Here is a 22,842-nt window from a genome sequence, read left to right on the forward strand (position 1 = left end):
GTCGAGCGCGCGCGGATAGGGCATCCTCCTGCGAACCGCATCCGCCGAAGGACGATCCGATTGGCCGGACCGAACCGTAAGCCGAAGATCGCGTCCGAGACCGTCGCCTCCAACGTCACTTGGCAGACGCTCCAGCCGCGGGAGCGGCGTTGGCAGCGGATGGGGCAGCGGCCGGTGATCGCGTGGTTCACCGGCCTGTCGGGGGCCGGCAAGTCGACCATCGCCGATGCCGTCGACCGGGCGCTGACGGAGGCCGGGCGCCACACCATGGTGCTCGACGGCGACAACCTGCGCCACGGGCTCAACCGTGATCTCGGCTTCACCGCCGCCGACCGGGACGAGAACATCCGCCGCGCCGCCGAGACCGCCCGGCTGATGGCCGAGGCCGGCCTCGTCGTCATCGTCTCGCTGATCTCGCCGTACCGGGCCGAGCGGCAGGCGGCGCGGGGCATCGCGGGCGACGTGCCGTTCCTCGAGGTGTTCATCGACACGCCGCTCGCCGTCTGCGAAGCGCGCGATCCGAAGGGGCTCTACGACCGGGCGCGTGCGGGCGCGATCCCGAACTTCACCGGCATCTCCGCGCCCTACGAGCCGCCGGAGGCGCCGGACCTGATCCTCGCCACCCGCGGCCTCGCGGTCGGGGATTCGGCCCGTCCGCTGATCGAGGCGCTCCTGAACCTCAGCGCGGCGGAGCCCACTGCCAGAACACCGAGCCGGTGAATTCGAACACCGTCTCGCCGCGCTGGTTGTGCGCGGTGTTGTGGTGGGTGGCGATGCCCCAGCCGGGGCGCGAGGCCGAGGCGCGGCGGTCGATCAGGCGGCAGGCATACGAGATCGTGTCCCCCGCATAGACCGGGCGCAGCCAGCGCATGTCCTTGAAGCCCGGAGAGGGGCCGAGCTGCGGCACCGGGCCGGAGCGGGCGGTCAGCGCGAGGTCGCGGGCGAAGGTGGCGTGCAGCCGCTTCATCCACACGGCCGCCGTCTGCCAGCCGGAGGCGCAGAGCGCGCCGAAATGCGTGGCCCGCGCGGCCTCCGGATCGAGATGGAACGGCTGCGGGTCGTACGCCTTCGCGAATCCGACGATCGCGTCCGCCTCGAAGCGGTGGGCGCCGAGCGCCCGCACACGGCCGATCTCGGCCTCGCCGAGATAGGGGAAGAGCTCCGCGTCCTGCGCCTCCGCGACGGGCGCGGAAACGGTGTCGAGGGCGACCGCGCGCGGCGTCTGCACCGCTCCGGCGCGGGCGAACATCACGGCGAAGCCCTGCGTCATCACCGCCTCGCCGACGGCGTCGGTCAGCGTCATCGACAGGCGGGCGATGCCGCGGTCGGGCTTCGTGGCGGAGGCGCGCACGTCCTCGACCCGGATCGTGGCCGAAAGCGCGTCGCCCGGCAGGACCGGCTTGAGCCAGCGTAAGCGGTCGATGCCCGGCGAGCCCATGGAGGTCGCGCGCCCAACCAGTGCCTCGGCGAGCAGCCGCATGCCGAAGGCCGCCGTCTGCCAGCCGGAGCCGATCAGCGTGCCGACGAACGTCTTCGCCGCCGCCGCCTCGTCGAGGTGGAAGGGCTGCGGATCGTATTCCCGCGCGAAGGCGACCATCGCTTCGCGCGTCACGATGACCGGGCCGGCCGTGTATTCCTGGCCGGGGGCGAGATCGTCGAAGGTGAGGAGAGCCATGGGCTGCCGCGCGGCGTGACGGGTCCGGTCCGGGCTATCACGCCCACCGCCGGCCACTCAATTCGCGACGGTCATGGCTGACCCTACGACCGCACCTCGCGCTTGGCGACGAAGTTCAGCTCGTCCACCAGCACGTCCTTCACCACGTCGGAGCCGAGGCGCTCGTTGACCTTGGCGCGGATCTGGGCGAGCCGCCCGTTGATGTCGTAGCGGGCGAGCTTTCGGAAATCGATCGTGGTGTCGCCGTAGATCTGGCGGAAGGCCTCGTCCACGACGAAGCTGTTGGGCGGCACCGGCAGGGTGTGCATCAGCTTGGCGTCGGCCGTGAAGACCAGAACGGCGATGACGTAGCCCTGGACCTTGCCGTCGGCCACCATCGGGATGTTGATGGGGGCGAGCTTCTGATACTGCAGGCCCTCGAGATAGGGCTCGGTCGTCTTCGAGAAGAAGCCGCCGCCGAAGGTCACCGCCGCGTAGCAGGAGGCGATGGTGACGGCGCAGATCCACAGGCCGGTGACGAGGACTTTCATGACCCGTCAGCGCCCGATCCGCGCGGAGTAGGTGCCGTCGGAATCCGCCGCCCGCAGCGTCGCCGCGAGCGTGTCGCCGATCTCCTCGACCGCCCGCAGGTGCCGGGCGACCGCCACTTGGTTGCGGGTGAGCTTGTCGTGCAGGCGCGCGAGCACGATGCCGGTGGTGGCGTCGATCTCGTCCGCCGAGACCGTGCGGGCGAGCCGCGTCAGTTCCAGCAGGCTCTGGCTCTTGGCCCGGTTGACCGCCTCAAGGTCGATCTCGGTGTTGGCGGTCAGCGCCTCGGTCTCGGCCTCGATCGTGGCTTCCAGGCGCTTGAGGGAATCGAGCAGCATCGGGATCAGACCTTTCCGGCGACGCCGGTCGCAGCGTGGGGCAGTGTCGGCGCCTTGTTCGGTTGCGCGTTCTCCAGCATCCGACTGATGCCGATCCCGCCGGACTTGGCGATCTGCTGGCCGACCTGCTCGGCCAGCATCGATTTCCAGAGGTTTCCGGTGTTGCCCTTGCCGTAGACGGCTTCCGATTTGTCCGGCAGCATGGTCTCGATGAACTGCGCCAGCACCTGCCCCTCGAACTTGCGGTAGGGGTCGGACGTGCCCTTCAGCGACGTGTCGTTCTTGAGGCTGGTGAGCGCACCGCGGGCGTCGAGCGGCATGTGCAGGCTGTAGCCCACATCGCGGGCGGCCTCGGCGGCGGCGGCCGCGAAGGCGGCCGGATCGCCCGGCTGCGACAGCTTGGCCGCCGCCTCCTGATAGCGCGCCGGATCGGCGGCGCGGGCGACGTCCATGACGATGTCGGAGGGAGGGGTGATGCTCATCGTGCTTCACGGCTCGGCTCTCCTCCCCCTTGCGGGGAGGAGTTGGAGGTGGGGGTGGTTCAGGATGAGGCGGAAGCGGTGCCTTCTGCGCGACCCCCACCCCTGACCCCTCTCCGCAGGGGGGAGGGGAACGTCGGTGTCGACCCTAGCCCCCGTGGCTTACGGGAGGCTTGCGTCGCGGCGTTGCGCCAGGCCGTCGAGGCGCTCGATGCCCTCGACCCGCTCGCGCTCGCGCCGCAGCAGGTCGCCCACGCGCTCGGCGCCGAGTTCGGCCCGCTTCTGCGCGAGGCCCTTTTCGCGCACGTCGTCGCTTTGACGGGCGGCCGCCTGTTCCAGCTCGGTGGCGCGGGTGGCGAGCGCCCGCAGCCGCCGGTTGGCCGCTTCGAGAAACAGGTGGCCGTGGCTGTCGCCGCCGAGCGCCGCGAGCAGGGCGGCCCGGTCCGCCTCGACCGCGTCGGCATCGCGGCGGATCGCGGCGAGCTGCCATTCGGCGGCGCGGCGCATCTGCTCCTGCACGGCGGTGAGCCGCTCGGCGCGCTTGAGGCGTTTTCCCAAGTCCCCGGTCGCGGCCATGGTCTCAGCCCCGCCTCAGCCATTGGGCGTAGCCCGCGAGGAACTGGGTCATGAACTCGCCGGCGACCGTGTAGAGCAGGATCAGCGCGCCGAACATGATGAACGGCGTGGCGACGAAGTAGACCGGAATCGTCGGCGTGAGCTTGTTCACGAAGCCCGCCGCGAGGTTCACCGCCACCGCGTAGATCACGAAGGGCGCGGCGATGCGGAGCGCCAGGGTGAAGGCCTCGCCGATCTGGTCGGTGATGCGCACGAGCGCGGTCTGGGTGCCGAGGCCCTCGCCCGGCGGGATGCGGGAATAGGAATCGACCAGCCCGCGAAACAGCTCCCAGTGCAGGTCGGCGGCGAACATCAGCGCGACCGCGGAGAAGACGATGAAGGATTCGACCGCCGGGATCGCGTCGGTGCCCTCCACCGGCGTGCCCGGCATGGAGCCGAAGCCGACCATGGTCGAGGTCGCGTTCATCACGGTCTCCAGCACGAACACGAAGATGCGGCCGAGGAGCCCGATCAGCAGCCCGGTGAAGGTCTCGCTGGCGATCCAGAACAACGTCTCGGTCGGGGCCTGGCCCGAGACCTTCGTCTGGAACAGCGGCAGCAGCAGCGGCGTCACCGCGAGCGAGACGCCGCCCGCGATCAGCAGACGGACCTGCGCCGGCACCCGCGGGCTCGACAGGCCCGGCACGATGAGGAGGCAGGCGCCGACGCGGCAGAAGATCAGGAAGGTGGCGAGCGCCGCATCCCCCCCGAGCAGGCTGCCGGCCAGGGGGATCACGCGATGGTGCCCAGCGACTTGATCTCGACGCCGCGGGCGATCTCGAGATGCGAGAGCACCGGCAGGGTCGGGAAGATGCGCTCGATGATCATGCGGACATAAGGGCGCGCGTCGGGCGCGGTGACGAGGGCGAAGCTGTGGACCTGCCGCATCCGGTCGCGGATCGCGGTGCCGGCCTCGGAACCGAACTGCTCGACGAGGCGCGGGTCGATGTCGAACTCGATCACCTCGCCCTTGGCGTCGCGCTTGAGGCTCTGATGGAAGGTGAGATCCCAGTTGGCGCCGAGCCGCAGCACGTGGAGCGTGCCGTCCTCGGCGAGATCGCCGCAGATCTGCTGGGCGACGCGCATCCGCACGTGCTCGGCGATCTGCTCGGCACGCCGGGCATGGGGGGTGATCTCGGCCACCGCCTCTAGGATCAGATGCAGGTTGCGGATCGAGACGCGCTCGGACAGCAGCAGCTTCAAGACCGCCTGAAGGCCGGAATGGGAGATCTGGGACGGGCTGATCTCGTCGAGCAGGCGCTTGTATTCCGGGTCGAGCCGGTCGAGCAGGGCGCGCATGTCCTTGTAGGACAGGAACTGGGGCAGGTTGTTGCGGATCACCTCGGAGAGGTGGGTCAGCAGCACCGAGGCGCCGTCGATCGCCTCGAAGCCGGAGCGGCGCACCTCGCCGGCATAGGCGTCGACCACCCAGAGCGCCTTCATGCCGAAGGCGGGCTCGCGCACCTCGTCGCCGGGCACGTCGGGCCGCGGGCCCTCGCCGACGACGACGAGCAACTCGCCCGGCCGCATCTCCTGGGTCGCGGCGGTCGTGCCGTGGATGCGGATCTGGTAGGTCTTGGGCGGCAGGCTCAGGCTGTCGGTGAGCTTGATGTCGGGCACGACGAAGCCGTACTGGCGCGCGAACTTGCGGCGCATCTTGGCCACCCGATGCTGCAATTCGGCGTGGCTGGTCTGGATCTGCGCCGAGACCTGACGGCCGAGGCACAGCTCGATCTCCGGGGTCTTGAGCTGCTCCTTGACCGAATCCTTCACCTCGGCCTGCTTGGCCTCCTCGGTGAGCCGGGTCTTGGCGGCGGTGAGCGCGGCCTGGGCGGCGCGGCGCTTGGGGATCGTGATCGCCATGAAGCCGAGCAGGCCCGAGAGCGCGACGAAGGGCACGAAGGGCAGGCCCGGCACCAGGGCAAACAGCAGCATCAGGACGGCGGAGACGAGAAGCGCGCGGGGATAGGCGCCGAGCTGGCCCATCACCGCCTCTTCCGCCGTGCCGCGGGTGCCGCCCTTCGAGACCAGGAGGCCGGCGGCCAGCGACACGATCAGCGCCGGGATCTGCGAGACGAGGCCGTCGCCGACCGACAGCTTGACGAAGACGTCTGCGGCCTGCCCCAGCGGCATGCCGTGGCGCGTCGTGCCGATGATGATGCCGCCGAAGACGTTGACCGCGATGACGATGAGCGAGGCCACCGCCTCGCCGCGCACGAATTTCGAGGCGCCGTCCATCGAGCCGAAGAAGGCCGATTCTTCCTCCAGCTCCCGGCGGCGGCGCTGCGCCTCCTTGTCGTCGATCAGGCCGGCATTGAGATCGGCATCGATCGCCATCTGCTTGCCGGGGATGGCATCCAGCGTGAAGCGGGCGCCGACCTCGGCGATGCGGGTCGCGCCCTTGGTGATGACGAGGAAGTTGACCGTGATCAGGATCACGAAGACGACGATTCCGATCACGAAATCGCCGCTCATCACGAACTGCGAAAAACCCTGGATGACGTGGCCGGCGGCGTCCACGCCCTTCTGGCCGTTGGCCAGGATCAGGCGCGTCGTCGCGATGCCGAGCGCGAGCCGCAGCAGCGTGGCGATGAGCAGCACGGTCGGGAAAGCGGAGAATTCGAGCGGCTTCTGAATCCAGAGCGCCACCATCAGGATCAGCACCGAGAGCGCGATCGAGAAGGCCAGCCCGACATCGATCAGGACGGCGGGAACCGGCAGGAACAGCACCGCCAGGATCGCGACGATGCCGGCCGCGAAGCCGAAATCCCGCCGCGACTTCTTCTCCAGGACGAGCGTCTCGCTCACCGCCATGACGACACCGCTGCCAGCTTCATGCGGCGGTGATCGCGCAGCAAGCTTGCGCGGGGATGGGGCGGGGGTGAAACGCGATCGCGTCGATGGCTGCTCAGGGTGGAGAGGAAGCCTCAGGTTGCAGTGAGGATCTGAGGAAGTCAGCTGGCCGCCGCCTCGCCAAGGATCGGGAGTGCAAGAGCCGAACGGCACGCGCCTTCGTGCTTCTGGCCTCCGTCCGCCCCATGACGTGAAAGCTCTGTCAAAATACGAGCTAAGGATTCGGCGCCCTGATGTCCTGGGCGAGGCGGACCTTCGAGATTTGGGCGGTCGCGAACAGGGTTCGGGCGCCATCCGCCTCCATGCGGAAGGCCTTCGTCTCGGTGACGATCATCGTGCGGCCGGCCCGGATCACCTCGCTCTCGAACTCGGCCTGAGCGCCGCGCGGCACGGCGGTCAGGATCGTGGTCGCCATGCTGGTGCTCACGGCGTACTCCTCCGCGGCCAGCAGCGGCAGCGTCGCCAGCATGCTGGTCACGTCGATCATCGCGTAGGTGACGCCGCCGTGCAGCGCCTGCGAGAGGTTGTCGGTTGCGGGAGCGACGCGCAGCCGCGTGCGGCAGCGACCGGGGGCTTGGTCGAGGATCTCCAGTCCGCAATGGCGCTGGAACGGGTGCTCGACCAGCGCCCGGCTGTGCGCCCGGGCGTGGGGCGGGATCGGCGTTCGGGTGCCCGACTCGACATTCGTCATGGGTCAACAGACCTCCTTCGCGAGGGAGCGGGCGATGATCTCGTTCATCACCTGCGTGGTGCCGCCGCCGATGGCGACGAGGGGGGCGTCGCGCAGGGTCCGCGCGACGAGGCTCGACGCGACGCAGCCGGCCGCGCCGTGGAGCCGCACCGCCGCCGTCGCCGCCCGGTCGAGGGCGGCCACGGCCGCGTTCTTGGCGATCGCCGCCCGCGCCGCCCCGTCGGCGGCCGCGGTGCCGGCCACGAAGGCGGCGGCGACCGCGACCGCGGTGGCGACCTCGGCGAGATCATGGCGGACATGGGACATCGCCTCGAGCGGCGCGCCCTGCACGATCCGGACGCGGGCGTGGCGCGCGGCGGCGTCCCGCACCGCCTCGGCGGAGGCGACCGCCATGGCGGCGAGGTTGAGCCGCTCCTGGGTCAGCGCCCGCTGGAGGGCCCGGCCGGCGGCCTCCGGCCCGCAGATCGCCCGGGCCGGCACCGCCTCGAAGCGCAGGCCCGCGAGCGGCAGGCAGCGCCAGCCCGAGGGCTCGATCGCCTCCGCGGTCAGGCCCGGATCGGGGCGCTCGGCCAGGAACAGGCCGATCCCGGTCCCGGTGCGGGCGCCGACCACGAGGGCGTCCGCGCGGGCGCCGTTGCAGATGAAGCGCTTCTCGCCCGTGATCGACCACAGCCCGTCGGCGCGGGGCTCCGCCCGCGCCCGGAGCGCCGCGAGGTCGGAGCCGGCGCCCGGCTCGGTCAGCGCCAGGGCCACCGTGCGCTCGCCCGCCAGCACGGCGCGGGTGAGGTCCTCCGCCCAGGCGGTCCCGGCCTGCGCGACCAGCGCGAGGCTGACCCCGTGGGAGGCGAGGCCCATCGCCAGCCCCTGGGAGCCGCCGCGGGTCAGTTCCTCGATGAGGATGCGGGCCTCGACCGGACGGTTCGGCGGTACGGGGCCCGGCTCCGTGCCGTAGGCGAGCAGGCCCGCCGCGCCGGCCCGCGCGTGGAGTTCGGCCGGGTAGGTGCCCGCCCGCTCCCAATCCTCGACATGGGGCGCGACGTGGCGCCCGACGAAGGCCCGGACGGCCTCGCGGAAGAGTCCGTCGTCCATCAGAACACGGTCGTCTCGGCGAGCCCGCGGAAGCGGGCCATGTGGGCCTGGAGGCTCTCGCTTGTGACCGCCCCTTCCGCGCGGAAGTAGAACAGATCGGTCAGGTCGCTCATCACCGCGACCATGTCGCGCGAGCGCGCCACGACCCGCCGGTCGAAGCGGCGCAGGGCGCTCTCCAGGTTGCCGTCGCAGTTGCACAGCAGCGCCTGGGCGAGGGCGAAGCCGTTCTCCAGGCCGAGCGTCAGGCCGTAGCCGAGGGTCGGCAGCATCGCGTGGGCGCTGTCGCCGATCAGGACCACCCGGCCGCGGTGCCACTTCGCCAGCCCCTCGACGGCGTGGAGCCGGTTTCCGATCATCCGCTCCGGCGCCGTCGCGGCGATCATCGCCGGGAGGGGCTCGGCGATCTCGGAGAGATGCGCCTCGATCCGCGCCTTCTCCAGCAGCGGCGCGCCGTGGTGCGGGTAGGCGTAGAACCAGTAGCGCAGCCCCTGCGCCGCATCGAGCGGGTAGGTCACGACCCGGGCGCCGTCGTAGCTGAAGATCTGGCAGCGGTCGCCGGCGAGCGCCGGATGATCGAAGGTGACGATGCCGCGGCAGGCCGCCACCCCGGTATCGACCGCCCGCGCCTCCGGGGCGACGTGCGCGCGCACCCCGGAGAAGACGCCGTCCGTTCCGACCACGAGGTCGAAGCGGCGGCGCCCGCCGTCGGCGAGGCGGATCGTGGCGCCCTCCGCGTCCTGCTCGATCTCCGTGCAGGGCGCCCCGTAGACCACCGCGTCCGGCGGCAGCGCCTCGCGCAGCAGCCGGAACAGGCGGGTGCGGTGGAACATCACCGCGGGCGCCGGGAAGTCGAACCCTTCGAGCCGGACCGGCTGGCTGTGGATCAGCCGGCCGTGGCGGTCGTGGGTGTCGAGGTGCTCGATCGGCTGGCCGGCCGCCAGGACGCGGTCGTCGCCGAAGATGAAGCGCAGCACCTGCACCCCCTGCGGCCAGACATAGATGCCCGAGCCCGCGTCCCGGGGGCCGTCGCCGCGCTCGAACACCTGCGCCTCGATGCCGAGGCGCCGCAGGAGGAGGGCGAAGGCCAGCCCGTTGAGGCCCGCGCCGACGATGCCGACCCGCATCGCGCCGCCCGTGCCGGGAATCGCCGTGCCGCTCATGCCGCAACCTCCAGGCTCCCGCCGGCCGAGGGACCGGACGAGGTGTCGGTGGACAGGCCGAAGCGGCGCTGCATCAGGCACAGACTGGTGATCTCGGTGAACATCGGGTCGAGGGCGGCCTGGCCGGCGGGCGGCAAGTCGGCGGCCTGCGCGTAGGCACGCCGCACGGCCCCCGCGTCGAAGAAGGGCAGGGCCTCCAGCGCCCGGCTCGCGAGGGTGTCGCGCACGAGCTGCGAGAGCCGGTCCTCGCGCCGGGGCGTCGCGGGGGGCGCGCGGAAGTAGTGCTTCTTGCGCCGGTAGAGGGCGTCCGGCAGGAACGGCCGCATCGCCTCGCGGAAGACGTGCTTCTCCGTGGCACCGCGGATCTTGTGGCGGACCGGGATGCGCGCGGCGAGTTCCGCGACGTGGTGGTCGAGGAGCGGCACGCGGCCCTCGATGCTGTTGGCCATCTCCATCCGGTCGCCGAGCGTCGTCAGCACGAAGTTCGGCAGGAAGCTCTTGGCCCAGAGATACATCGAGCGGTGAACCGGGTCGCGGCCCGAGAGCCGCGGGTGGTCGAGGCCGTTGTAGAAGCGCCGGTAGGGGGCGATTCCCGCGGCGCGGGCGCGCAGCCCGCCATCGTAGAGCCGCTGGAGCGCATCGAACCAGCCCGCCTGGTTGGCGACCCAGGAGACCCCATGGCCGAGGCGCTCCGTCATCCACGCGGCGTCGGCGGGCAGGGCCTCGCGGCCGTAGCCGCCCTCGCTCGCGGCGAGCCGCTCGCGCAGTTCGCGGAGCACGGCCGGGTCCTGGCCCTCCGGGTTGTGCAGGATCATGTCGCGGCGGAAATGGGGATAGCCGGCGAACATCTCGTCGGCGCCCTCGCCGGTGAGCACCACCTTGAAGCCGGCCTGCGCGACCGCCCGGCTCAGACGGTACTTGGCGACGCCGTGCGCGTTGAAGAACGGCGTCTCGTTGTGCCAGAGCGCGTCCTCGAAGTCGTCGGCGAGATCGTCCTGCGCGACCGGGATCGGGTGGAAGCGGGCACCGTTGAAGGCGGCGGCCTCCGCGGCGAAGCGGCGCTCGTCGTAATCCCCGTCGTCGGTGAAGGAGAGGTTGAAGGCGTCGAGCGGCGCCTCGCGCAGGTGCGTGGCGCAGCCGAGCATCGCCGAGGAATCGATGCCCCCGCTGAGGTAGACAGCGACCGGCACGTCGGCGCGCAGCCGCAGCGAGACCGCCTCCAGCACGGCCGCCCGCAGGGCCTCGACGGCCTCCGCCTCGCCCATATCCCCCTCGGCCAGGGTTTGCGCCGTGGCGAAGTCGAGGTCCCAGTAGGCGCGCTCGCGGACGCGGCCCGGCGAGGCGGTCAGGATGTGGCCCGGCGCGAGGCTGCGCACGTTCCGGAACAGGGTGCGGTCGCCGAGGTAGAAGCCGCGGGAGACGTAGGCGTCCTCGTCCCAGACCGCGGGCACGCCGGCGGCGAGCAGCGCCTTGACCTCGGAGCCGACGTAGAGGGCGCCCGCGTGCTCGGCGACGAAGAGCGGCTTGATGCCGAAGCGGTCGCGCATGGCCACGAGCTGGCGCTCGGCGGCATCGTAGAGCACGAGCGCGAACTCGCCGCGCAGGCGCTCCAGCCCGGCCGTGCCGAACTCGCGGTAGAGGTGCAGCGCGATCTCGCTGTCGCTCTCGGTGCGGAAGCGGCAGCCGCGCGCCTCCAGCTCGGCGCGGATGCGCTCGAAGTCGTAGAACTCGCCGTTGACGATGAGCTGCACCTGCCCGTCCGCCGAGGCGATGGGCTGGCGCCCGTTGTCGAGGCCGATGATGCTGAGGCGGGTGTGGCCGAGGGCGACGCCCGCCCGCGGGTCCAGCCAGACGTCGTGCTCGTCGGGGCCGCGGTGGCGGATCGCCGCGAGGCCGGCGAGGATGTCGCGGCGCGCGATCGGGCGGGTGCCGCTCTGGACGGCGAGGAAGCCGCACATGGTCGATCTCCTATCGGGTTGGAAAGGGGTGGCGGGGCCTCAGGCGGCCTCGCCGACGGCCGGGATCCAGGCGGGGCGTCGCTTGGCCAGGAAGGCGGCCATGCCCTCCTGCGCCTCCGCGCCGACCCGCAGGCGGGCGATGAGGCGGCAGGTGCTCTCCGCCTCCTCCGAGAGCCCGTCATGCTCCTGGAGCTGTCCCAGCAGGCTCTTGCAGCCGCGCAGGGCCTCGGGGCCGCAGGCCGCGACCGAGGCCAGCAGCGCCTCGACGCGCTCCGGCAGGGCGTCCGCCGCCACCACCTCGTGGACGAGGCCGTCCGCGAGGGCGGCGCGCGCACCGAACGCCTCCGCCGCCAGGAAGCGGCCGCGCGCCCGGCGCACGCCGATGGCGCGGACCACGAAGGGCCCGATCACCGCCGGCACGAGCCCGAGGCAGGGCTCGCTGAACCGGAAGGTCGCGGCCTCCTCGGCCAGCACCATGTCGGCGCAGGCGAGCAGCCCGAGCCCGCCGCCGTAGGTGCAGCCCTGGGCCACCGCGATCACCGGCATCGGCAGGGCCGAGAGGCCGCGCAACGCCGTCACGAGGTGGCGCGCGTCCCGCAGGTTGTCGGCCTCGGCCATGCAGGCCCCGCGGCGCATCCAGTTCAGGTCGGCGCCGGCGCAGAAGTGGCGCCCCTCGCCGGTGAGGAGCACGGCCCGCAGGGCCGGATCCCGGGCGAGATCCGCCGCGGCTTCCGCGATCTCGCCGAGCATGACCTCGTCGAGGGCGTTGCCGCGCCGCGGCCGGGCGAGGCGGATCTCGGCGATCTCCGCGCCGCCGCGGGACACGCGGCGGCTCACGTGGACGGACCGGTCCATGGCGATCAGGCCACGGCCTGGAGCGGCACGAGCTGGGCCTCGGGGATCGCCTCCTCGTAGACCCGGCGCTGCTCCTCGACCGCCGCGAGGCGGAAGCGCCCGGCGGCCTCCTGGGGCAGCGCACGGTCCTCGACCTGCTTGGGCACCTCGTAGAACCAGGCGGCGTAGGTCGCGTCGTCGAGGCGCTGGCGCGCGTCGAGCATCGTCCGGTGGGCGTCGGCGCGCAGGTAGCGGCGGTAGCTCGGCCGCACGGTCGCGGTGAAGAACTCGCCCACGGAGCCGCTGCCGTAGCTGAACAGGCCGATGGTGCGCCCGCCGAGATTCTCGGCGCAATTGTCGAGGAGCGAGCACAGGCCGATGTAGAGCGAGGCCGAGTAGGTGTTGCCGATCAGGCGGCCGTAGACCTGGCTGTCGGCGTAGCTCGCCTCGCCGAGATGGGCGGCCTCGGGGCCGGCGGCCTCGGCCAGCGCCCCGAAGGCCTTCTTGGCCATCTTCGTGAAGGGCTGGTGGAAGCAGAGCTTGTCCACCGCGTCGAGCGGCAGGCCGCCCTTGCGGCGAAAGTCCGCCCAGGCCTCGGTGAGCGAGCGCAGGTAGACGTCGATGGAGAGCTTGCCGTCGACCAGCGCCGCGGAGCGGTGGTTCGGCCGCCAGAAGTCCATGACGTCGAGGCTGAACAGGCCGCTCTGGGGGTGGATCTCGATGAGGCGCGGATTGGCCGAGACCACCATCGCCACGGCGCCGGCCCCCTGCGTGCACTCGCCCTCGGAGCCGCGCTCGTAGCGGGCGATGTCGGAGGCGATGATCAGCACCTTCTCGGCGGGGCGCTGGCGCACGAGGTCGCAGGCGAACTGGATGCCGGCGGTGGCGCCGTAGCAGGCCTGCTTGAACTCCACGACCCGGCAGTTCGGCCGGAGGCCGAGCACGCCGTGCACGAACAGGCCCGCCGACTTCGACTGGTCGATGCCGCTCTCGGTGGCGAAGATCACCGTGCTGACGGCATCGCGAACCCCGTCGCTCAGGAGCGGCGCCACGGCGTTGGCCGCCATGGTGACGATGTCCTCATCGGGCGAGGGAACGGCCATGCGCTCCTGGCCGATCCCCTTCGTGTACTTGGCCGGGTCGATCCCGTGGGCGGCGGCGAGGTCGGCCAGATCGTAATAGTGGCCGGGGCTGTAGATCGCGATGTCGTCGATGCCGACGGCGTTGATGAGGGTCATTGGCGGGTCGTCCTCTCTGCTTCGTGCTTCGTCACGTTGCTCGAGCGCACCGGAATGCGCGGCGGGCGCGGCCATCGGATCGGATGGCGCGTCCCGACGCTCCAAGATTTTCATCTCAGGTTGTGCAGTCGCCGGGCCCTGGGGCCGGAGCGGAAGGGGAGCCGGATGTTTCCGTGCCCGCCCCGTGTTGCACTGCGTCGTCGCCCAAGGTCATCGCACGCGCCAACGATTCAGAAAAAGTTCGAAATATCGGGCCTATTCGAGAATCCCTCTCATGGAACCAGTCCGGCTTTCGACTCTTGATGTCCTCACGGACTGATAGAGTGAAAAAATTATTCTCCGTTTATATCGCGACAAGATTTATCGTATCTTGCGAGGAAGGCAAAGATGGGCCGAAAATCCGATCGGTGCTGCGCGCCGGATCGTCCTCGCCGATAAATATATTGTAGATAATTCATTCGACGGTATGGTGAGGCGGCGCCTGCGCGGCCCCTTGCTGCATATGCGAACGCCCCCGCACCGGTGGGCTGCGGGGGCGTCCAGGCCGAAGCTTCGACGACTTCAGGTGGCGTTGAGGGTCACTCCGCCGGCGCGGTCAGGCCGGCCGGGTCCTCGACCGGTTCTTCGGCCGCGTCGGGGCGGTGGTCGCGGGCCAGCACCGTGTAGACGCTCGGCAGCACGATCAGCGTGAACAGCGTGCCCACCAGCATCCCCGCCACCACCACCACGCTGATGGCGAAGCGGCTCGCCGCGCCCGCTCCGTCGGCGAAGACCAGGGGCAGGAGGCCGACCACCATCGCCGCCGTGGTCATCAGGATCGGCCTCAGGCGGATGCGGGCGGCCTCGACGATCGCCGCCCCGCGGTCGAGCCCGCGGCTCGCCTGGAGTTCGTTGGCGAAGGCCGTCATCAGGATGCCGTGCTTGGCGATGAGCCCGACGAGGGTCACGAGGCCGATCTGGGTGAAGATGTTGAGCGTGGCGTAGCCGAGCCAGAGCGGCAGCAGCGCCCCGAAGATCGAGAGCGGCACGCTCACCAGGATCACCAGCGGATCGCGGAAGCTGTCGAACTGCGCGGCCAGCACGAGGAAGATCACCACGAGGGCGAGGCCGAAGGCGATCGTGAGCTGGTCGCCCTCGGTGACGAACTGGCGCGATTCGCCGAGCCACGCGACGTCGAGCCCGGCGGGCAGCGCCTGGGTCCGCTCCTTCAGGAAGGCCACCGCCCGCCCCATCGTCACGCCCGGAGCCGGGACGGCCGAGAGGGTCGCCGCGTTCATCTGGTCGTACTGGCCGAGCTGGTTCGGCTCGGCGCGCCGGGACGGGCGCACCACCGTATCGAGCGGCAGGAGCGCGCCCGAGCGGGCCCGCAGGTAGAAGCGGCCGAGGTCGGCCGGATCGGCCCGGAAGCGGCGCTCGACCTGCGGGATGACGTCGTAGGACCGCCCGCGGAAGGCGAAGCGGTTGACGTAGTTCTCGCCCACCAGGATCGCGAGGGTGCCGGCCACGTCGCGCATCGACAGGCCGAGGTCGCTCGCCCGGTCGCGATCGACCGAGAGCGCGACCCCGGGCTTGTCCCAGGACAGGTCGGAATCGACCACCGCGAACAGGCCGCTCTCGCGCATCTCCTTCTGAAGGCGCGCGTTCTCGGCCTGGAGCTGCGCGAAGTCGACCGGCCCGCGCAGGACCATCTGCACCGGCAGGCCCGGCGCGGTCGGCAGGGCCGGCAGCAGGAAGGCCATCACGGCGAGGCCCGGATTCTGGGCGCCGTCGGCCTGGAGTTCGGCCATGATCGCGGCGGCGCTGCGCGTCCGCTTGTCCCAGGGCGCGAGGTTGACGCCCGCGAAGACCGAGCGCGGGCCGGGCTCCGTCTGGCTGGAGCCGTTGAGCACCCAGGTCGTGTCGGTCTCCGGCAGGCGTCGGAAGGCCGCCTCCAGCTGCGCCGAATAGCGCTCGGTGTAGTCGAGGTTGGCGTAGCGGGGCGCCTTGGCGACCTCCATCACCGTGCCCTGGTCCTCGCTCGGGGCGAATTCCCGCTGGACGCCGGCATAGAGGAATCCAGTGCCGACGAGGGTGGCGAGGCCGGCCAGCAGCATGAGCGGGCGGACCCGCAGGGTGGCGCGCAGGAGCCGCGCGTAGCGCTCCGCGAGCCGGGCGAAGACCCGCTCGATCCGCGCGCCGAGCCCCCGCGGGCTCTGCGGGCGCAGCAGCAGCGCGCTCATCATCGGCGACACGCACAGGGCCACGAGCCCCGAGACCAGCACGGCGCCCGCCAGGGTGAAGGCGAACTCGCGGAACAGCGAGCCGGTCAGCCCGCCCATCAGCCCGATCGGCGCGTAGACCGCCGCCAGCGTGATCGTCATGGCGATGACGGGGCCGACCACCTCGCGCGCGCCCCGCAGGGAGGCCTCGAACGGGCTCAGGCCCTCCTCGATGTGCCGGTAGACGTTCTCGACCACGACGATGGCGTCGTCCACGACGAGGCCGATGGCCAGCACCATCGCGAGCAGGGTGAGCAGGTTGAGGCTGAACCCGGCCAGCAGCATCAGCCCGGCGGCCCCGACCAGCGAGAGCGGGATCGTCACCATCGGGATCAGCACGGCCCGCCAGGAGCCGAGGAACAGGAAGATCACCGCCACGACGACGAGGGCGGCCTCGACCAGCGTGTGCTCGACCTCCTTCAGGGCCGCGCGCACGAAGCGGGCGACGTCGAAGACGTTGCCGATCTCGAGGCCCGGCGGCTTCGCGCGTTGGAGCTGCGGCAGCAGGCCGGTCACCGCCGCGACGATCTCCAGCGGGTTGGCCTCGGGCGTGCCGTTGACGGCCACGACCACCGCCCGGCGGCCGTTGATGAGCGCGCTCTGCTCGTAGTCCTGGCCGCCGACCTCGATGCGGGCGACGTCCTCCAGGCGCACGGGGGCGATCCCGTCGCGCAGGACCATGCGGCGGAAGGATTCGGGATCCTGCGTGTCGGTGTCGGCGGCGACCGCCGCGGCGGTCATCGCGCCCTTCACCTGCCCGGCGGCGATCTGGACGTTGTTGCGCGCGAGCGCCTGCGACACCTCCGCGGCGGTGACGTCGTGGGCGGCGAGCCTGTCCGGGTCGAGCCAGACCCGCATGGCGAGGTTGCGCCCGCCCATGATCTGCGCCGAGGCGACGCCCTTCACGGAGGAGAGCAGCGGCTGGACGGCGCGCACGGCGTAGTCGTTGATCTCCTGCACCGGGAGCGTGTCGCTCATCAGCGCCACGTACAGGACCGCGGTCGGATCGTCGGTGACCTTCTCGATCACCGGGTCGAACGCCTCACGGGGCAGGCGGTACTTCGTCTGCTGCACCTTGGCCATGATCTCGGACAGGCTGCGGTCGGCGTCCGCGTCGAGCCGCAGGCGCGCCTTGATCAGGCTGCGCCCCTCCGTCGAGATCGAGGTCAGGTACTCGATGCCGTCGGCGGTCGCCACGGCCTGGGACAGCGGGGCGGTGACGAAGCCCTGCATCAGGTCCTGCGCCGCGCCGGGATAGCGCGTCTCGACGGTGATCGCCGCGCTCTGCAGCTTGGGATACTGGCGCAGCGGCAGGGAGAAGAGCGCGAAGCCGCCGCCGATCAGCAGAAGCAGGCTGACGACGATCGCCAGGGTCGGGCGGCGCACGAACAGGTCCGTGAAGGCCATCGGCGGGTTCCTCGCGTCTTCCGGATGGATTTGGCGGATGGGGTCGGCGGATGGGGTGGGTCAGCGCGGGCCGGCGCCGACGGAGGCCGTGGCGACCGGGCGGACGGACGGATCGACCCGTACGGCGGCGCCGGGGCTCAAGCGGATCTGGCCGGCGGTGACGACCGTCTCGCCGGCGCGGAGGCCGCCGGTGACGGCAACGCGACCGTCCCGGCGGCGGCCGGTGGTGACCGCGACCTGCTCGGCCCGCCCGCGGCCCGCGGCGTCGATGTCGCGCACCACGAAGGCGGTGTCGCTGGCCGCGCTCGCCACGATCGCGGTCTCGGGCACGCTGAGGCCACCGACCTCCGGGGCGAAGCCGAGCGTCGCCGAGGCGGCGGCACCCGGACGCAGCAAGGCCTCGCGGTTGTCGAGCCGCGCCCGCAGGGCGATGTTGCGGGTGGTGGGGTCGATCTGCGGATCGATGGTCTCGATCCGCGCGGTGAAGCGCCGCCCGCCCGCCGCGTCGCTCTCCACCTCCACCGCCTGCCCGACGCGCAGGTCCGCGAGGTGGCGCTGCGGCAGCGCGAAGTCGACGTAGAGCGCGTCGAGATCGGTCAGGGTGGCGATCGGGTCGCCGGGCTTGAGGGTGTGGCCGAGATCGGTCCGGCGCAGGCCGAGCTCGCCCGCGAACGGCGCCCGCACGGTGCGCTGCGCCAGCGCCGCCTCCGCGCCCTCGCGCAGGGCCCGGGCCTGGTCGAGGCCCGCCCGGCGCTTGTCGACCTCGGCCTGCGCGGTCGCCGCGCGCTGCAGGAGCTCGCTGCCGCGGTCGAGTTGCAGCCGGGCCAGCGTCTCGTCGGCGCGGTAGCGTTCGAGTTCGGCCCGCTGCGGGTCGGCGAAGAGCTCGACGAGGGGCGCACCCGCCGCGACGCGCCCGCCGCCCTCGAAACGGATCGCCGTGACCCGGCCGCCGACCTCCGCCGAGAGCATCACCTGCCGCACCGCCCGCAGCGAAGCCGCGGCGGTGACGGTGCGGGCGACGGGCTCGGTGGAGACCGCCTCGGTCTCCACCGCCTGGACGGTCTCCGGCTTGCCGGCGGGAGCCTCCTCGGCGCGGGTGGCCCGGAGCCAGCCCGCCGCCGACCCTCCGGCGAGCGCAAGGGCGAGCGCGAGGGCAACCGATCGGGCTATGCGCATGGCGCGTCTCCTTGCGGGGGCAGGCGGGATCAGGCGGCGAGGCGGGCGGCGACCTGCGCGACGTGCCGGCCCTGGAAGCGGGCGCCGTCGAGCTCGTTCCGGCTCGGGGTGCGTGACCCGTCGCCGGCGGTGATCGTGGTGGCGCCGTAGGGGCTGCCGCCGCTCACCGCGTCGAGGGTCATCTGCCCCTTGAAGCCGTAGGGCAGCCCGACGATCACGAGGCCGAGATGCATCAGGTTGGTGATCAGGGAGAACAGGGTCGTCTCCTGCCCGCCGTGCTGGGTCGCCGTCGCGGTGAAGACCGCCCCGACCTTGCCGTTCAGGGCGCCCTCGGCCCAGAGGCCGCCGGTCCGGTCGAGGAAGTCCGCCATCTGGGCCGGCAGGCGTCCGTAGCGGGTGCCCGCGCCGACGATGATCGCGTCGTAGTCCGGCAACTCCTCGACGCGCGCGAGCGGGGCAGCCTGATCGAGCTTGTAGCCGGACTGGCGGGCCACCGCCTCGGGGACCGTTTCCGGAACGCGCCGGATCGCCACCTCGGCGCCGGCCTCGCGGGCGCCCTCGGCGACGGCCTCGGCCATCGCCTCGACGTGGCCGTAGGTGGAGTGATAGAGCACGAGAACCTTGGGCACGGGGGCCTCCTTCGCTGCGGTACGGCCCGAGAGCTAGGCGTCGGCCCCCTTGCCGGGAGGAGCGATGGATGGCACGCCCCGTTCCGGAAATGGAACGAGGCCATGCACAACCTCACCGATCTCCTGCTGTTCGCGAAGGTCGCCGAGCACGGCGGCTTCTCGCCTGCCGCCCGGGCCCTCGGCCTGCCGAAATCGACCTTGAGCCGACGCATCTCGGCCCTGGAGGAAGCGATCGGCGCCCGGCTGATCCAGCGCACGTCGAGCCGCTTCTCACTGACCGAGATCGGCGAGGTCTATCTCGTCCATTGCCGGGCCATCGATGCCGAGGCGCAGGCCGCGCAGGAGACGGTCGAGCGCTGGCGCGCCGAGCCGCACGGGCAGTTGCGCGTGAGCTGCCCGATCGCGCTCGCCCAGGCGCGGGTCTCCTCGATGCTCTCGCACTTCCTGCTCGACTACCCGAAGGTCGCGGTCCGGCTGATCGCCACGAACCGCCGCGTCGACATGATCGAGGAGGGGATCGACGTGGCCCTGCGGGTGCGCTTCCCGCCGCTCGACGACAGCGACCTCGTCATGCGGGTCCTGGCGCGGAGCGAGCAGGCGCTCGTCGGCCAGCCGGCGCTGCTGGCCCGCCGGGACCGGCCGCGGCATCCGGACGACCTGCGCGGCCTCGAAGGCATCGACCTGATCCGCTCCGAGACCCGCCACGCCTGGGAGCTCGGAAGCGCGGACGGGCATCTGGCGAGTGTCCCCTTCGCGCCGCGCTTCACCTCGGACGACATGGTGACCCTGCGGCAGGCGGCCATCGACGGCGTCGGCATCGTCCAGCTGCCCGTCTACCTCGTGCGCGACCACATCGCGGCCGGCGCGCTCGAACGGGTGCTGCCGGACTGGACGCCGACCCCCGGCATCATCCACGCGGTGTTCCCCTCCCGGCGCAGCCTCGCGCCGAGCGTGCGGGTGCTGATCGACTTCCTCGCCGAGCGCTTCGGCGCCGACGGCTGACCCGCCGGAAGCCCCGACCGGCACGACGCGCTACGTCCTCGCTCCCGCGTCGTCGTCCGATGGCCGGCGGCCACCATCCGGACCGACGTCCTCGTCCTCCGCATCCGCGACCGCGTCGCGGAACACGCCGACGAGGTCGAGCACCTGCCGCATGTCGCCATCGTGGTCCATGTAGCCGAGATGGAGCTGGACGACGCGGCGGGCACCCTGGGCGAGGGGCAGCGGCCGCAGGCGGCCGGCGGCGAGCTCGTCCCGGATCGCGTGCTCGGGCAGCCACGCGAAGCCCTCCCCCGCGCAGACCAGGGCGATCGAGGTGGCGATGTGGCTGACGGTCCAGCGGCGGCGCGAGCCGAGCCAGCCGCTGTCGACGCCCCGCGGGCCGGAATCGCTCAGGACCACCTGCCGGTGCTCCTTGAGGACGGCGTGGGTCGGTTCGGGCAGGGCCTGGAGCGGGTGGCCGGGCGCCGCCACGCACAGGAAGCGCACCGGCAGGATCGGCTCGACGATCGTGCTCGTGGGGAGCTGACCGGCGATGGCGATGCTGATGCGCCCGTCCTCCATCATCGCCTTCGCGCCCGAGAGCGCCGTCTCATGCACGATCACCGAGAGGTTGGGGTAGATCCGCGCGTAGTCCGAGAGCGCCCGGAACAGGAGGGGGCGCGGGAAGATGATGTCGATCGCGATGGCGACCTCGCCCTCGGCCTCGGGGTCGAAGCCGGTGCAGAACCGCTCGATCTGCGCGGCGTGCCCGACGAGCTCGCGGGCGCGCGGCAGCACCATCCGGCCCATATGGGTCAGCCGGGTCCGGCGGCCCTCGACCACGAACAGGTCCTGGCCGAGGCACTCCTCCATCTTCCGCACCGCGTGGCTGATCGCGGACTGCGTCTTGCCGAGCCGCTCGGCCGCCTGGAGGAAGCTGCCGCTCTGCGCCGCGGCCACGAAGGCCCGCCACTGTTCCAGCGTGATTCGCGCGAACGACCTGTCCATTCCGCCTCCGTCCGAGTCCGACGCCCCCGATCTCCGGGCCGGGCCCGGCCCGGCAGGCGGCGGGCATGACCGGAATCGGCAAGCATCCCCAATAAAATTTGCTGTTCATGCCCCGTCGCGGGACACACATTCCGATCGCTCACGATGACCGGAGAAGATCGATGAACCGGCTTACTATTGAATTCTTTCACGATGTGGTCTGCGGCTGGTGCTTCGTCATGTCACCGCGCCTGCGCCGTCTCGTTCAGGATTTTCCGGTCGAGATCAAGCACCGCTGCTTCGTGCTTCAGGACAGTCGCGAGCGGATGACCGAGGTGTTCGGCTCGATGCCCGCCGCCAAGGAGATCATCCTCGGGCACTGGGTGCAGTGCGCCGCCGCCGACGACCGGCCGGGCCGCATCGACGTCGAGGGGATGCGGGCGCAGCCCTTCGAGTACCCGCACGGGCTTCCGGGCGCGCTGGCCTGCAAGGCCGCCGAGATCCTGGGCGGGCAGGCCGCGCACTGGGACGTGTTCGACCGCATTCAGGCGGCGCACCTCACCGAGAATCGGAACGTCGGCGACGAGGCCGTGCTCGATGCCTGCGCCGCCGCCGTCGGCCTCGACGCGGAGGCGTTCCGCGCGGCGGCCCGGCGGCCCGAGACGCGGGCCCGGGTCGAGGCCGACCGGCGGCGCGCGCGCATCCTCGGCATCCGCTCGATCCCGAGCCTCGTGGTGGACGAGCGCGTCCTGCCCGCCACCTCGAACGAGGCCGCGCTGCGCCGGATGGTCGAGGGCCTCCTCGACGACCCCATCCTGCATCGTCGGGCGAGCTAGAGCCGTATCCGACCTGATTGCATCAGGTCGGATACGGCTCCAACATCTTATTTTGCCGCGCATTCTTTCGACGAACCGGCATCCACTTCGTCGGAATGCGCTCTAGACGCGCAGGCTCGAGCGGGCGTCCTGCGCCGGGCCCGACCGGGGGCCGGCCCGCGCTGACTTTCAATGACGGACGGATCGTCTCGTCATCCTGCACGTTCGCTCGATACACCCCCGCCTCGTCAGGAACAGCCATCATGATGCCGAACCGCCTGACCGAAACCGAGGCGACGCTGGCGATCACGGACCGCGCGTGGCGCGCCGAAATGATCCGCGCTTACGGGCCGGACGCGGTGCTGCGCCACGGCTTCCGACCGACGGCGAGCGGCTTGGCCGGGACGCGCCTGCGCGAGACCTTCGACGCGCGGCGGCGCGCGGTGAAGGAATGGCGCGACGAGCGGCGCCCTCACGCCTGAACGTGCGCGCGCGGTGCGGTTCGCGCGGTGAGCTTGTTCCCGTCCGGATCGCGCAAGTAGGCGACGAAGGCCCCGTTCGGACGCTCGGCGGGCGGGCTTTCGATCGCGATGCCGCCATGCGCGGTGCCGGCCGCGTGCCACGCGAGGACGTGGTCGCGGCTCGCCGCGGCGATTCCGATCGTCCCGCCATTGGCCGCGGTCGCCGGTTGGCCGTCGATCGGTGTGGTGACCATCAGCCGCCCGCCATCATGCGTGTAGATGAGCCGGCCCCGGGCATCCATCCGGCCGGGTCGGCCGCCCAGGGCGGCGAAGGTGGCATCGTAGAAGGCTCTGGCTCGCTCGAGATCGTTGCTGCCGATCATGACGTGGGTGAACATGCGGGCTCTCCGGAAAGCGACGGTACGGAATACCCGTAGCCCGACGTGAGGACGAGCGGCGCCGCAATCGGTCCCGAGTCACCGAGAAGCGCCGGAACCTCTCGCAGTTGAACCCCGCCCGCGCGGGCGGCCCCGTATCGAAACCGACGATTTTCGCTCGATATTCTGCTCCACCGAGGCGGAAGGCGGTTCGATCCCTGCGCGCTTCGCCGCGATGGCAGAACATTATCGAGACTTCTGCGACGAAAATCGCCGTACACGCAGCGCGCACT

22 protein-coding genes are annotated in these 22,842 nt (G+C 71.6%); 4 read left to right on the forward strand and 18 right to left on the reverse strand.

Annotation, left to right across the window (positions count from 1 at the left end):
• Positions 1–159: 159 nt before the first annotated feature.
• On the forward strand, positions 160–720 hold the full coding sequence (gene cysC, locus HNR00_RS09970; RefSeq protein WP_246390517.1) for an adenylyl-sulfate kinase: 561 nt from the start codon (positions 160–162) through the stop codon (positions 718–720).
• Here cysC and HNR00_RS09975 read toward each other — a convergent pair.
• From HNR00_RS09975 to wrbA, 16 genes are all read right to left on the reverse strand, one after another.
• Positions 680–1,675: a MaoC family dehydratase gene (locus HNR00_RS09975; protein ID WP_183568710.1), complete on the reverse strand. Its 996-nt coding sequence runs from the start codon at positions 1,673–1,675 to the stop codon at positions 680–682. The genes cysC and HNR00_RS09975 overlap by 41 nt on opposite strands.
• 83 nt (positions 1,676–1,758) lie before the next feature.
• Entirely contained in the window at positions 1,759–2,205 is a 447-nt protein-coding gene (locus tag HNR00_RS09980) for a hypothetical protein (RefSeq protein ID WP_183568713.1), read from the reverse strand.
• 6 nt (positions 2,206–2,211) lie between these two features.
• Entirely contained in the window at positions 2,212–2,541 is a 330-nt protein-coding gene (locus HNR00_RS09985) for a flagellar protein FlgN (protein ID WP_183568715.1), read from the reverse strand.
• Between the two features lie 5 nt (positions 2,542–2,546).
• Positions 2,547–3,023 (reverse strand): rod-binding protein, encoded by a 477-nt coding sequence (locus HNR00_RS09990; protein ID WP_183568718.1) that lies wholly within the window; start codon positions 3,021–3,023, stop codon positions 2,547–2,549.
• Positions 3,024–3,182: 159 nt separating this feature from the next.
• Entirely contained in the window at positions 3,183–3,596 is a 414-nt protein-coding gene (locus tag HNR00_RS09995; RefSeq protein WP_183568721.1) for a hypothetical protein, read from the reverse strand.
• A 4-nt stretch (positions 3,597–3,600) separates the two neighbouring features.
• Positions 3,601–4,371 carry a flagellar biosynthesis protein FliR gene (gene fliR / locus HNR00_RS10000; protein ID WP_183568724.1) on the reverse strand — a complete coding sequence of 257 codons (771 nt, stop codon included), beginning with the start codon at positions 4,369–4,371 and terminating at the stop codon, positions 3,601–3,603.
• Positions 4,368–6,449, reverse strand: a complete 2,082-nt coding sequence (gene flhA / locus HNR00_RS10005; protein WP_183568727.1) for a flagellar biosynthesis protein FlhA — start codon at positions 6,447–6,449, stop codon at positions 4,368–4,370. The genes fliR and flhA overlap by 4 nt, the downstream gene beginning before the upstream one ends.
• A gap of 253 nt (positions 6,450–6,702) precedes the next feature.
• Positions 6,703–7,179 (reverse strand): PaaI family thioesterase, encoded by a 477-nt coding sequence (locus HNR00_RS10010; protein WP_183568730.1) that lies wholly within the window; start codon positions 7,177–7,179, stop codon positions 6,703–6,705.
• Positions 7,180–7,182: 3 nt separating this feature from the next.
• Positions 7,183–8,268, reverse strand: coding sequence for an acyl-CoA dehydrogenase family protein (locus HNR00_RS10015; RefSeq protein ID WP_183568733.1), 1,086 nt, complete (start codon positions 8,266–8,268; stop codon positions 7,183–7,185).
• The gene (locus HNR00_RS10020) at positions 8,268–9,428 is read right to left on the reverse strand and encodes an FAD-dependent monooxygenase (RefSeq protein ID WP_246390493.1); all 1,161 of its coding nucleotides are present in this window, start codon (positions 9,426–9,428) and stop codon (positions 8,268–8,270) included. Before HNR00_RS10020 ends, HNR00_RS10015 begins: the two co-directional genes overlap by 1 nt.
• Complete coding sequence (asnB, locus tag HNR00_RS10025; protein ID WP_183568737.1) at positions 9,425–11,386, reverse strand: asparagine synthase (glutamine-hydrolyzing); 1,962 nt, start codon at positions 11,384–11,386, stop codon at positions 9,425–9,427. The genes HNR00_RS10020 and asnB overlap by 4 nt, the downstream gene beginning before the upstream one ends.
• A gap of 39 nt (positions 11,387–11,425) precedes the next feature.
• Positions 11,426–12,241, reverse strand: a complete 816-nt coding sequence (locus HNR00_RS10030) for an enoyl-CoA hydratase-related protein (protein ID WP_183568740.1) — start codon at positions 12,239–12,241, stop codon at positions 11,426–11,428.
• Positions 12,242–12,246: 5 nt separating this feature from the next.
• Complete coding sequence (locus HNR00_RS10035; RefSeq protein WP_210306389.1) at positions 12,247–13,458, reverse strand: hydroxymethylglutaryl-CoA synthase; 1,212 nt, start codon at positions 13,456–13,458, stop codon at positions 12,247–12,249.
• Between the two features lie 578 nt (positions 13,459–14,036).
• Positions 14,037–17,123, reverse strand: a complete 3,087-nt coding sequence (locus HNR00_RS10040; protein WP_183568743.1) for an efflux RND transporter permease subunit — start codon at positions 17,121–17,123, stop codon at positions 14,037–14,039.
• A 60-nt stretch (positions 17,124–17,183) separates the two neighbouring features.
• Positions 17,184–18,299 (reverse strand): efflux RND transporter periplasmic adaptor subunit, encoded by a 1,116-nt coding sequence (locus tag HNR00_RS10045; RefSeq protein WP_183568746.1) that lies wholly within the window; start codon positions 18,297–18,299, stop codon positions 17,184–17,186.
• Between the two features lie 29 nt (positions 18,300–18,328).
• Complete coding sequence (gene wrbA, locus HNR00_RS10050) at positions 18,329–18,928, reverse strand: NAD(P)H:quinone oxidoreductase (RefSeq protein WP_183568749.1); 600 nt, start codon at positions 18,926–18,928, stop codon at positions 18,329–18,331.
• A 102-nt stretch (positions 18,929–19,030) separates the two neighbouring features.
• Between wrbA and HNR00_RS10055 the strand changes: the two genes are divergently transcribed.
• Positions 19,031–19,930 (forward strand): LysR substrate-binding domain-containing protein, encoded by a 900-nt coding sequence (locus HNR00_RS10055; RefSeq protein ID WP_183568752.1) that lies wholly within the window; start codon positions 19,031–19,033, stop codon positions 19,928–19,930.
• 30 nt (positions 19,931–19,960) lie between these two features.
• Here the strand turns inward: HNR00_RS10055 and HNR00_RS10060 are convergent, their stop codons facing one another.
• Positions 19,961–20,917: a LysR family transcriptional regulator gene (locus HNR00_RS10060; protein ID WP_183568755.1), complete on the reverse strand. Its 957-nt coding sequence runs from the start codon at positions 20,915–20,917 to the stop codon at positions 19,961–19,963.
• Between the two features lie 161 nt (positions 20,918–21,078).
• Here HNR00_RS10060 and HNR00_RS10065 point away from each other — a divergent pair, with 161 nt between their 5' ends.
• Both HNR00_RS10065 and HNR00_RS10070 read left to right on the forward strand, forming a co-directional pair.
• The gene (locus HNR00_RS10065) at positions 21,079–21,732 is read left to right on the forward strand and encodes a DsbA family oxidoreductase (protein WP_183568758.1); all 654 of its coding nucleotides are present in this window, start codon (positions 21,079–21,081) and stop codon (positions 21,730–21,732) included.
• A gap of 242 nt (positions 21,733–21,974) precedes the next feature.
• Positions 21,975–22,193 carry a hypothetical protein gene (locus HNR00_RS10070; RefSeq protein WP_183568761.1) on the forward strand — a complete coding sequence of 73 codons (219 nt, stop codon included), beginning with the start codon at positions 21,975–21,977 and terminating at the stop codon, positions 22,191–22,193.
• Here HNR00_RS10070 and HNR00_RS10075 read toward each other — a convergent pair.
• Positions 22,184–22,570 (reverse strand): VOC family protein, encoded by a 387-nt coding sequence (locus HNR00_RS10075; RefSeq protein WP_183568764.1) that lies wholly within the window; start codon positions 22,568–22,570, stop codon positions 22,184–22,186. The genes HNR00_RS10070 and HNR00_RS10075 overlap by 10 nt on opposite strands.
• Between the last annotated feature and the right edge of the window lie 272 nt (positions 22,571–22,842).

The sequence above is a fragment of the Methylorubrum rhodinum genome (assembly GCF_014199935.1).
GTDB classification, from domain to species: Bacteria; Pseudomonadota; Alphaproteobacteria; order Rhizobiales; family Beijerinckiaceae; genus Methylobacterium; species Methylobacterium rhodinum.

What these genes read in the sequence shown, in the direction of transcription:
- HNR00_RS10075 (WP_183568764.1), bottom strand. Translation starts at nt 22,570, where the DNA reads ATGTTCACCCACGTCATGATCGGCAGCAACGATCTCGAGCGAGCCAGA.
- HNR00_RS10010 (WP_183568730.1), bottom strand. Translation starts at nt 7,179, where the DNA reads ATGACGAATGTCGAGTCGGGCACCCGAACGCCGATCCCGCCCCACGCC.
- HNR00_RS10045 (WP_183568746.1), bottom strand. Translation starts at nt 18,299, where the DNA reads ATGCGCATAGCCCGATCGGTTGCCCTCGCGCTCGCCCTTGCGCTCGCC.
- HNR00_RS09990 (WP_183568718.1), bottom strand. Translation starts at nt 3,023, where the DNA reads ATGAGCATCACCCCTCCCTCCGACATCGTCATGGACGTCGCCCGCGCC.
- HNR00_RS10015 (WP_183568733.1), bottom strand. Translation starts at nt 8,268, where the DNA reads ATGGACGACGGACTCTTCCGCGAGGCCGTCCGGGCCTTCGTCGGGCGC.
- HNR00_RS09985 (WP_183568715.1), bottom strand. Translation starts at nt 2,541, where the DNA reads ATGCTGCTCGATTCCCTCAAGCGCCTGGAAGCCACGATCGAGGCCGAG.
- HNR00_RS10065 (WP_183568758.1), top strand. Translation starts at nt 21,079, where the DNA reads ATGAACCGGCTTACTATTGAATTCTTTCACGATGTGGTCTGCGGCTGG.
- cysC (WP_246390517.1), top strand. Translation starts at nt 160, where the DNA reads ATGGGGCAGCGGCCGGTGATCGCGTGGTTCACCGGCCTGTCGGGGGCC.
- HNR00_RS09995 (WP_183568721.1), bottom strand. Translation starts at nt 3,596, where the DNA reads ATGGCCGCGACCGGGGACTTGGGAAAACGCCTCAAGCGCGCCGAGCGG.
- HNR00_RS10055 (WP_183568752.1), top strand. Translation starts at nt 19,031, where the DNA reads ATGCACAACCTCACCGATCTCCTGCTGTTCGCGAAGGTCGCCGAGCAC.
- HNR00_RS10060 (WP_183568755.1), bottom strand. Translation starts at nt 20,917, where the DNA reads ATGGACAGGTCGTTCGCGCGAATCACGCTGGAACAGTGGCGGGCCTTC.
- HNR00_RS10035 (WP_210306389.1), bottom strand. Translation starts at nt 13,458, where the DNA reads ATGACCCTCATCAACGCCGTCGGCATCGACGACATCGCGATCTACAGC.
- asnB (WP_183568737.1), bottom strand. Translation starts at nt 11,386, where the DNA reads ATGTGCGGCTTCCTCGCCGTCCAGAGCGGCACCCGCCCGATCGCGCGC.
- HNR00_RS10020 (WP_246390493.1), bottom strand. Translation starts at nt 9,428, where the DNA reads ATGAGCGGCACGGCGATTCCCGGCACGGGCGGCGCGATGCGGGTCGGC.
- HNR00_RS10030 (WP_183568740.1), bottom strand. Translation starts at nt 12,241, where the DNA reads ATGGACCGGTCCGTCCACGTGAGCCGCCGCGTGTCCCGCGGCGGCGCG.
- HNR00_RS10070 (WP_183568761.1), top strand. Translation starts at nt 21,975, where the DNA reads ATGATGCCGAACCGCCTGACCGAAACCGAGGCGACGCTGGCGATCACG.
- HNR00_RS10040 (WP_183568743.1), bottom strand. Translation starts at nt 17,123, where the DNA reads ATGGCCTTCACGGACCTGTTCGTGCGCCGCCCGACCCTGGCGATCGTC.
- HNR00_RS09975 (WP_183568710.1), bottom strand. Translation starts at nt 1,675, where the DNA reads ATGGCTCTCCTCACCTTCGACGATCTCGCCCCCGGCCAGGAATACACG.
- flhA (WP_183568727.1), bottom strand. Translation starts at nt 6,449, where the DNA reads ATGGCGGTGAGCGAGACGCTCGTCCTGGAGAAGAAGTCGCGGCGGGAT.
- HNR00_RS09980 (WP_183568713.1), bottom strand. Translation starts at nt 2,205, where the DNA reads ATGAAAGTCCTCGTCACCGGCCTGTGGATCTGCGCCGTCACCATCGCC.